Raw genomic sequence first — 9121 nt, 5'->3', positions numbered from 1 at the left:
ACACCGGGCCCGCCCCGACCGGGCTACCTGCCCAAGATCATCGACGGCGCCGTACAGCACGGGTTGCCGCAGCGCTGGATCGACTTCTTGCGGCGCTGGGACCCCTCGCACTGGCCTCGCCGGATGCCGGCGTCGGGCGCTGCGCCGCAATCGCTTTCAGCGCTGCTGAGCGAGCCCGGCGTCAGCGAGGACAGCCAATTACGTTCGCGTTTCGGCTTTCTGGCCATCCACGGCGGCGGGCTGGAAGAAATGACCGACGTGATCGCCGAACGTGCCGCCGACGCCGCACACGCCTCGGTGTACGTGCTGCGTCATCCCGACCGCTACCCGCACCACCTGCCCTCGGCCCTGTTCGACCCGGCCGAGTCGCCCCGGCTCGCGGAATTCCTCGACCACGTCGACGTTGCGGTGTCGCTGCACGGCTACGGCCGCATCGGGCGCAGCACACAATTGCTGGCCGGCGGCCGCAACCGCGCGCTGGCCGCACACCTGGCCCGGCACATTCAGTTGACCGGCTACCGGGTGATCACCGACCTCGAGGACATCCCGCCGGAGTTGCGCGGTCTGCATCCGGGCAACCCGGTCAACCGGGTGCGCGACGGCGGGACGCAGCTGGAACTGTCTCCCCGCGTGCGCGGTCTGAGCCCGCGCAGCCCGCTGCCCGGCGACGACGGCCTGTCGCCGGTGACGACGGCGCTGATCGAAGCATTGGCGGAAGCGGCACGTTGTTGGTAATTGTCCTCATCTGTTGAACGGAGTTGTTTGGTGGCCAAGGAATTTCGCTTCGGAATGAGCATGCGATTCATCAAGTCGCGCGCAGCTTTCGTCGACAAGGTTAAGCAGGCAGAAGACATCGGATTCGATGTGCTTTGCGTGCCAGACCATCTCGGCGCGGTTGCCCCGATTCCGGCACTGACCGCGGCCGCCATGGTCACCGACAAACTCAAGCTGAGCATGTATGTGCTCAACGCCGCCTTCTACAAGCCCGCCCTGCTCAGCCGGGACCTGGGCGACCTGGACAAGCTCAGTAACGGCCGCCTCGAAATCGGGCTCGGCACCGGGTATGTCAAGGAGGAGTTCGACGCCGCAGAGCTCCCCTACCCCAGTGCCGGCGCCCGGGTGGACTACCTCGACCACATGACCAAGTATCTGAAGGAGCATCACCCGACGACACCGATCCTCATCGCCGGCAACGGCGACCGGGTGCTGACCATCGCCGCCCAGCACGCCGACATCATCGGGCTGACCGGTTCGAGGGTGAAAGAGGCCGACGACCCGCTGACCGAACGCGTCGAGTTCGTCCGCAACGCCGCCGGCGACCGATTCGACGCGCTCGAATTGAACCTCGCAGTCACGGCGGTCCCGGTCGAGGGCGAGAGCCTGCCCGACCTGACGATGACCCGTCGCTACGCGGCGGGGTTGTCCGACGAGGAGATCCTGGCCATGCACTCCGTGCTGACGGGCTCACCCCGCGAGATGGCCGACACGCTGCTGGAGTACCGGGAGAAGTACGGAGTCACGTTCATCACCGTCCAGGACAACCACGTCGACAACTTTGCAAAGGTCATCGCGGAACTGCGCTGACTGGTCGGCTGCGGCCGCCGCGCGGTGACCCGGAGCAGTCAGGAGGCGTTGGTCCCCCCGTAAGTGGCCTTAGGGCCCTTCGGCGCGCCCGCAGACGGCGACCACACTCGGGAGATGACTCAAAGCGATTGGGGGCGGCCGCTGGGGCAACGGCTGGCTTCGCTGCGCGGCGATTCGAGACTGTTCGACGATCGTGTTGACGCCGGACGAGAGCTGGGCAGAAGCCTGGAATCGTTGCGCGGTCACGGTGTTGTGGTGCTGGGCCTCCCACGCGGCGGTGTGCCGGTGGCCTTCGAGGTCGCCAAGGCCCTCCATGCCCCGCTCGATGTACTGGTGGTGCGCAAGCTCGGGGTCCCGTTCCAGCCCGAATTGGCCTTCGGGGCGATCGGCGAGGGCGGGGTGCGGGTGATCAACGACGCCGTGGTGCGGGAGGCCCGGTTGTCCGCGGACGAGATTGCCGCCGTCGAGGCGAAGCAGCGGGCCGAGTTGGCTCGTCGCTCGGAACGGTTCCGCAGCGGGCATGACCGGATCCCGTTGGCGGGACGCACCGCGGTGATCGTCGATGACGGCGTCGCGACCGGCGCGACGGCCAGAGCCGCCTGCGAGGTGGCCCGCGCCCAGGGGGCAAGCAGGGTTGTGCTGGCCGTTCCGATCGGCGGACGCGATGTCTTCGAACGATTCGCCGGGTACGCCGACGACGTGGTTTGTTTGCATACGCCCGAGTTCTTCTTCGCCGTTGGGCAGGGCTACCGCAACTTCACCCAGACGTCCGACGACGAGGTGGTCGCGCTCCTCGGTCGCGCCCGCGACGGTTCTCGCGGGCCGGTCGGCGACGCCGCCGCGGCCGACCCGCCCCTACGCGACGAGGAAGTGAGGGTGAGCGCCGGTTCGGCGTCGGTGGCCGGACATCTGACGATTCCCGAACATCCGGTCGGCGTGGTGCTGTTCGCGCACGGCAGTGGGAGCAGCCGGCGCAGCCCCCGCAATCGCTACGTGGCCGACGTGTTGAACGACGCGGGCCTGGCGACGCTGCTGTTCGACCTGCTCACCCCGGAAGAGGAACGAAATCGCGCCAATGTGTTCGACATTGAGCTGTTGGCGCGCCGACTGGTCGATGTCACCGGCTGGCTGAGCCGCCAGGAAGACACCGCCGCGTTGCCGGTCGGCTACTTCGGCGCCAGCACCGGCGCGGGCGCTGCCCTGGTCGCCGCCACCGACCCGCGCGTGAACGTCGCGGCGGTGGTGTCCCGGGGCGGGCGGCCCGATCTCGCGGGTCCGTTCCTGGCCAGGGTGCACGCGCCGACGCTGCTGATCGTGGGCGGCAACGACGAAATGGTGCTGGAGCTGAATCGGCAAGCGCGAGCCGCGATCCCCGGCAAGTGCGAACTCGCCGTCGTGCCGGGCGCCACCCACCTCTTCGAAGAACCTGGGACGCTCGAGCGAGCCGCGATGCTGGCCCGCGATTGGTTCATCGACCACCTGAGCCCGGCAGCTCTCACCGCGAATCCGTAGCAACGGCTTTGATGTCTAGCTAGGCGGCACGTGCTCCCCGGCCCGCGGGCACTCGTCGGGTAGGTGGATCAGTACCGCGTCGTCATCGGCCGGCGCGGCCTGGCCGCGGCGATTCGCGGTCAGGTAGAGCCATCCCGGTCCGATGGTTTGTTTGCAGCGGGCGCATTGTGGGTCTGCGGCCATTGCATGCTCCCTTCCGGAGTCACGATCCCGGTCGTCATTCTCCGCGCCTTCGGCAGTCCTGGGCTGTGTTTGACGAAATCGGTTGCCGCGTAGTGTTATTCCGGACATTGCCGGCGCCCGCGCCGACCAGAGGGCCTCGCGAGTTGGGTAAAGCCATGGAATCGCAATCTGACACAGGGCGGCCCACTGCCAGGCCGAACCCACCCGACAAAAGTGAACTTAAGACATGACTTTCGACTCTCGCCGGCAATGGGTCAGCCGCGCAGACTGCAGAGCATGACCACATCTGACGACACCGCCCAAACCTGGCGCGACGTGGCCGACCAGCTCACCGCTGCGCAGATCGCTCAGCTCGAACGCCTCGAACGCGACGAACCGCAGACGCTGCTGGACATGGCGCGGCAATGGGCCGCCAAGAACGTGTCCGCGGGGATGCCATTCGACACCATCGCGCCCCCCGACGGTGCGGTTCGCACCTTCGACTGGCAGCTCGACAGGAACTGGTTTCGCGACTTTGAGGGGACCACACGGCGGGGCGGGCGGGCGCGCGTTCAGATCTATGGCCGACAGCAGGTCGACGGCTCGACGCGCCGGTGGATCGCCGTGCATGCCCGCCACCTGGACGCGCTGGACGGGATAGCCGCGCGCGAACTCGCCGCGGCGTTGACCGACGCGGCCGACGAGATCGAGCGGCTCGGCTGAGCAGCCTTGAGCGATCCAAATATGGTGAAACACAATAGGTATCAATCGGACAGACGACACACGGTAGGCGAATCGTGACTTTTCACTTCGAGACCGGCCCCGCTGCCGGCGAATACAGCGGCGAGGACGACAACCAGCTTCAGCCAGAGGACACCCTGATAGATCGCGGTGTGGACGACATCCTCGACGAGGGGTATTCACCACCCGAGCGGCCTTATGGGCGAGGCGCATTCGGCCCGGGCGAGACGATGGATCAACTGCTCGCGGAGGAAGAGCCGGATCCGGCAGCGCGCATCAACGTCCCGCTCGACGACGCCGAGCAACAACGCTCTGATGCATCCGAGCGCGAGTGCGAATTCCCTGAGCGGCGCGAGGTGGGCCGCGCCCGAGCCGGCCGCCTGGTAGCGCCGGACGAGGGATTCGGCGGGGACTACGAGGATGAACTGCTCGCCTCAGACGTCGGGCTCGACGGGGGCGCGGCGTCCGCCGAGGAAGCCGCGATGCACGTCATCGAGGACGAGGACTGACCGAACCGGGACCCTCGGCGACGACATTGCCGGCTGGAACCCAACCGCGTTGAGCAACCGCTACCGTGGGCGAAGGCATGGAAGGGCAATTGTCGCCATGAGTGGACCGGCTACACTCACGGCGCAGGACGCTCGATGCACCTTCTGAACGCCTTCATGGACGCGACCCGGGTGCGGTCAGGTGTCCGCAGACGGCCCGCCCTCGTAGCTCAGGGGATAGAGCACGGCTCTCCTAAAGCCGGTGTCGCAGGTTCGAATCCTGCCGGGGGCACTCACGGCGTGTCACCTCGGCTGATGGGTGACATTTTGTCTTCGCGTGTTGCCTGACAGTGGTTCGGTTGATCCTTTACACCAGGTTCGGTTGATCCTTGACACTCCCTAGATGAGGGAGTTGAGCGTGGCCGAACAGTCACGGGTTGACCGCGGCGCAGGCCGCCGACCAAGACCAGGGTGGCGCCTCACGAGGCTATGTTGCTGGTTGGCCCGATATGAGGTCGCTGGCCGGGAGGGCTGGATGCGGGCGCGCCAGGGGTCGCATCGGCCGGTGTCGTGTCCGCATCAGATGCCGGATGCCGTGAAGGCACGCGGATACGTCCACCTCCCCTGGACCTCGATCGAATCCAGCTCGCCAATCTGTATGCAGCGGAGCGGCGGTTCTTGATCACGGAGATTCGGTCACCGGGGGGCGTGGCACGCCGAGCCCTTCGGCAAGAGTCTGCAGAGCGATGTTCGCCAGCGGCAGATCCACTCCCACTTCCCCGCCGAGCCCCAGGGCAAGGCTGAGGTCCTTTTCTCCCAAGTCGCGGGTGTGCAGGAAGGGCTGGTAAAGAAAGTGGTCTGGGGCGAGCGGCTTGCTCATGTCATCGCGGAACATCATTGCACCGGTGCCACCGCTGTGTGCGTCAGTGTGGCGCACAACCCGGCTGAACGCTTGCACATCGAGACCCGCCAACTCGGCGAGCTTCATCGCTTCGCAGGCGGCCGCAAAAGAGGTGAAAGTCAGCATGTTGCGCGCCAGCTTCATCCGGGTCCCCGAGCCGGGTGCCCCCGCGTGAACCACCATCGACGCCCACTGCTTGAAGGCCGGCTTGACGCGGTCGTAGACGTCCCGTTCGGCACCCACCATGACAGCCAGGTCACCCGTCTTCACCGCTTCCACGCCGCCGCTGACCGGTGCATCGATGACGTGAACGCCGGTCGGCTCCAGTTCTGCCGCGAGTTCGACCGCGGTTCTGTGGTCTATCGTCGAGTGGATCGCGATGACGGTGCCGCGCTTGGCGAGCGGGGCGAGCCGTGCCACGACGTCGCGCACTTGCTCGTCGTTCAGCACCATGACACTGATGATGTCTGCGGCCGCCACATCATCCACGGTGTCGGCGACCTGCACTCCGGCGTCGGCGAATGACGTTGTCGCATCCGGCCTTACGTCGAAAACGATCAACCCGCCCGGCCAGCCGACCAGCCGCTTGGCCATGGGCGCACCAAGATTGCCCAGCCCGATGAAGCCCAACTTCGGCGCCTGATCTTCGGCCATCAACTACCTCCTCGGAGTCGCACGATCATTGTGCACGACGGCATTCTCAGGCCCGCCGCAGCAGCATCGCGGTGGTGCCGCTGTTGGCCGCCCCGACACCGACCGCGGCCAGCTTCGCGCCGTCGACCTGTCGCGCAGCCGCCTCGCCACGGATTTGCAGGCACGCTTCATGCAGATGTCCGAAGCCGTGCAGACGTCCTCCGGATAGCTGCCCTCCGGCAGTGTTGATGGGAAATTGTCCGCCCAGCGAGATGCGCCCCGGATCGGCGACCCACGCGCCGGATTCGCCGACCGGGCAGAAACCGAAGTCCTCCAGCCAGCAGAGCACGAAGACACTGAACCCGTCATACAACGAGGCCACGTCGACGTCGGCGATGGTGAAGTCGGTGCGATCCCAGATCGTGGACCAGCGCGAACTGATGCGGGTGATGTCTTCACCTCCCTCCCAGGTGAACCGGTCGTGGTGGGCGCAGTCGAGGGCCTCCACCGACACCCCCGGGTGGTCCAGCCCCGCGACGTGCTCGGCACGCGAAACGACGAATGCGGTCGCCCCGTCGCAGGCGATGTCACAGTCGAACATGCACAACGGGTCAGAAACCATGCGCGCGCCCAGATAGGCGTCCAGGTCGAGTGGGTCGCGATAGATCGCCGTGGGGTTGCGGGCGGCGTGGGCCCGTTGCGCGATGGCTATCGACGCGAGTTGCTCCCGAGTCAGGCCGTACCGCAGCATTCGCGCGCGAATCTGCAGCGCCGCCAGGTTGGCCGCCGTCGCACCAAATGGCATCTGCCAGCCCAGCATCCCGGCGGGGCGGCCGCCGCCAGACCCGTAGCCCTTGCGCCGGCCGGCGCCCTGAGCCGTGCCCTCCCAGATGCTGCGCCAACACAGGACGTGGTCGGCAAGCCCGCCCGCGACAGCGAGCATTGCGTCCACCACGGCGCCCAGCTGCCCAGGGGATTCCACTCCCCCGGCGACCCAGTTCGGCTGGATTCCCAGCGCGTCGTGGATGTCCCGCAACGACGCCCCCGAGAACCCGACGCCCGGTTGCGACGACCCGGGATATGTTGTGAGCCCGTCGATGTCGGCCAACGACAGACCCGCGTCGGCAACCGCGGCCAGACACGCTTCGGCGGTCAGCTCCAGCGGGTCCCGCCCCAGCCGGCGGCCGATTGCCGACTGACCGATACCGCTGATGACCGCCCGATCGGTCACCCCCTTATTCACCAGCGCTCCGGCTCGAACAATGGAATGAACACCTCGTCTTCACCGTCTAGGCATCGATCGAACGTCACCCGAACGGGCATGTTCGCGGTGACCTCGGCGGGATGAACGTTCACCAGGTTGGTCAGCAGGCGCGCCCTCCTGTCCTCGACCGGAGTGACGAATGCGATCAGATAGGGCGGCGCGAACCCCGGGAACCACTGATGGCGATTCACCGTCCAGGATTCGACGAACCCGCGGCCGCTGAGGTCGACATACTCGGTCGCCGCGTGGTCGACAGGGCACAGCAGCGCGGGCGGGTGGCACAACCGCCCGCAGTCGGTGCAGCGTTGCATGCGCAGCACTCCGTCGGCACCGGCGGTCCAGAAGGGCCGACTTAGAGCGGTCAGCGCTGGAACCGGCCGGGAAGTGTCTGGTATGTGAGTCATGGGGTATATAGGCGATTCGACTGCTAGCCAAATACTCCCGGCGATTGCGAGTAGTCCACCGTAGACAGTTCGGTCATGCCCCCATCGACGTGGAGCACCGTGCCGGTCACGAACGCCGCGTCGTCCCCCGCGAGGAAGGCCACGGCGGGCGCGATCTCCACGGGGCTGGCGCCGCGCTTCATCGGCGAGGCCGCGGCCGTCCGCGTGTAGTTGTCCCACTCGGTGCCGATCAGTTTCTCCTGGGCCTCCGTAAGGGCGAACGGGCACACCGCGTTGACGCGGATGCGGTGGCGAGCCCACTCGTTGGCGGCCACCTTGGTCAGCGCCGCCACCGCGCCCTTGGCCGCCGAATAGGGAGCGGTGTAGGCGATGCCGGCGAGGGCGGAGCCCGACACGAAGTTGATCACCGACGCCCGCCCCGACTCGCGCAGGAACGGGAAGCAGAGCTGCATGAACCGGAACGTAGCCTTGGGCCCCGTGGCCTCGGAAAGCTCCCAATCCTTATCGGTGACCAATTCCAGCGCCTTCGGCATGGCGAAGAACTGCGCCGCGTTGACCAAGACGTCGATGCGGCCGCCCCCGGTTTCCGCCGCCTCCTGAACGGCGGCTTCAATCGCATCGCGATGGGCGACGTTGGCCCTGATGAAGGAGGCCCGCCCGGAATTGCCCCGAATGCGCTCGACGCGCTCAAGGCCCTTCTCCCCGTTGAGATCGACGATCGAAACGTGAGCGCCCAGGCTGGCCAACTCCTCGGCGATGGCCCCGCCCAACCCCTGAGCCCCGCCGGTAACCAGCGCGTATCTGTCCTCGAGACGAGACAAGACCACTCCTTGCTGCGATGTAACAATGGAACATTAAGCGTTCAATTATCCAATGATTGCAGATCGCCGCGGCGGTGCCTAGTACACCCGCCTCGAACCCCCGCCGTGCGAAGGACCCAGGGGTGCGGCAGTCTTCGCAGGGCCGGTGCGGCTCCCGGGCGCAAAGCCGCACGTCGCGTAGCATGAAGAGCTGAGATCACCGCCCTTGGCCTTCGTAGGAGTGAGATGTTGACTGATCCGGTCACCAGCGAATCGGCGGCCGGCGCCGACGTCGACCGCCGGGACCAGATTCTCGACGCGGCAAACGAATGCTTCGCCCAGCTGGGCATCCAGCGCACCAGTGTGCAGGACGTGGCGCGCATGGCGAAGGTCTCGCGGGGCACGGTGTACCGGTACTTCGAAGACCGCAACATGCTCATCGACGCCGCGATCGAATTCGGTGCGCAGCGGTTTTATCGGGAGGTCGCTTCCGCCATGTCCAAGAAGAACACGCTGGCTGAGCAGGTCGGCGCGATGGCGGAAACCCACGCCAGAATCCTGCTCGACCATCGCACACGGAACCGTTTGATGGCCGACGATGCCGAGCTGATGCGGCACATGGTCGCCGACGG

General features: G+C 66.7%; 11 protein-coding genes and 1 tRNA gene. 7 read left to right on the top strand and 5 right to left on the bottom strand.

Annotation, left to right across the window (positions count from 1 at the left end; genetic code table 11):
- The 3 genes from A5711_RS20270 to A5711_RS20260 all read left to right on the top strand — a co-directional run.
- On the top strand, positions 1–735 hold a 735-nt coding region (locus A5711_RS20270), incomplete at its 5' end, for a poly-gamma-glutamate hydrolase family protein (protein WP_067949663.1).
- Positions 736–789: 54 nt separating this feature from the next.
- Positions 790–1584: an LLM class F420-dependent oxidoreductase gene (locus A5711_RS20265; protein ID WP_082975785.1), complete on the top strand. Its 795-nt coding sequence runs from the start codon at positions 790–792 to the stop codon at positions 1582–1584.
- A 114-nt stretch (positions 1585–1698) separates the two neighbouring features.
- The gene (locus tag A5711_RS20260) at positions 1699–3096 is read left to right on the top strand and encodes a phosphoribosyltransferase family protein (RefSeq protein ID WP_082975784.1); all 1398 of its coding nucleotides are present in this window, start codon (positions 1699–1701) and stop codon (positions 3094–3096) included.
- Positions 3097–3111: 15 nt separating this feature from the next.
- Here the strand turns inward: A5711_RS20260 and A5711_RS26980 are convergent, their stop codons facing one another.
- A complete protein-coding gene (locus tag A5711_RS26980; RefSeq protein WP_156673177.1) occupies positions 3112–3279 on the bottom strand; it encodes a hypothetical protein in 168 nt (55 codons plus the stop codon).
- Positions 3280–3555: 276 nt separating this feature from the next.
- On the opposite strand from A5711_RS26980, the gene A5711_RS20255 reads away from it, so the two are divergent.
- The 3 genes from A5711_RS20255 to A5711_RS20245 all read left to right on the top strand — a co-directional run bounded on the left by A5711_RS20255 (position 3556) and on the right by A5711_RS20245 (position 4779).
- On the top strand, positions 3556–3981 hold the full coding sequence (locus tag A5711_RS20255; RefSeq protein WP_156673178.1) for a hypothetical protein: 426 nt from the start codon (positions 3556–3558) through the stop codon (positions 3979–3981).
- Between the two features lie 74 nt (positions 3982–4055).
- Complete coding sequence (locus A5711_RS20250; RefSeq protein ID WP_156673179.1) at positions 4056–4508, top strand: DUF5709 domain-containing protein; 453 nt, start codon at positions 4056–4058, stop codon at positions 4506–4508.
- Between the two features lie 198 nt (positions 4509–4706).
- A tRNA-Arg gene (locus A5711_RS20245) sits at positions 4707–4779 on the top strand.
- 390 nt (positions 4780–5169) lie between these two features.
- On the opposite strand, the gene A5711_RS20240 is transcribed toward A5711_RS20245, so the two are convergent.
- From A5711_RS20240 to A5711_RS20225, 4 genes are read right to left on the bottom strand one after another with little or no spacing between them, the layout of a single operon-like run.
- Entirely contained in the window at positions 5170–6042 is an 873-nt protein-coding gene (locus A5711_RS20240; protein WP_067949658.1) for an NAD(P)-dependent oxidoreductase, read from the bottom strand.
- 46 nt (positions 6043–6088) lie between these two features.
- Positions 6089–7252, bottom strand: a complete 1164-nt coding sequence (locus tag A5711_RS20235) for a thiolase family protein (protein WP_231987006.1) — start codon at positions 7250–7252, stop codon at positions 6089–6091.
- Between the two features lie 8 nt (positions 7253–7260).
- Positions 7261–7689 (bottom strand): Zn-ribbon domain-containing OB-fold protein, encoded by a 429-nt coding sequence (locus A5711_RS20230; protein ID WP_067760405.1) that lies wholly within the window; start codon positions 7687–7689, stop codon positions 7261–7263.
- A 23-nt stretch (positions 7690–7712) separates the two neighbouring features.
- Complete coding sequence (locus tag A5711_RS20225; protein WP_067277377.1) at positions 7713–8510, bottom strand: SDR family NAD(P)-dependent oxidoreductase; 798 nt, start codon at positions 8508–8510, stop codon at positions 7713–7715.
- Between the two features lie 225 nt (positions 8511–8735).
- On the opposite strand from A5711_RS20225, the gene A5711_RS20220 reads away from it, so the two are divergent.
- Positions 8736–9121: TetR/AcrR family transcriptional regulator (locus A5711_RS20220; RefSeq protein ID WP_156745010.1), on the top strand; the 386-nt coding region annotated here is incomplete at its 3' end.

This window comes from Mycobacterium sp. E2238, from assembly GCF_001672665.1.
GTDB lineage: Bacteria > Actinomycetota > Actinomycetes > Mycobacteriales > Mycobacteriaceae > Mycobacterium.
The sequence above is the reverse complement of the archived record's forward strand: the minus strand, read 5'-3'. Positions and strand labels throughout refer to the sequence as shown.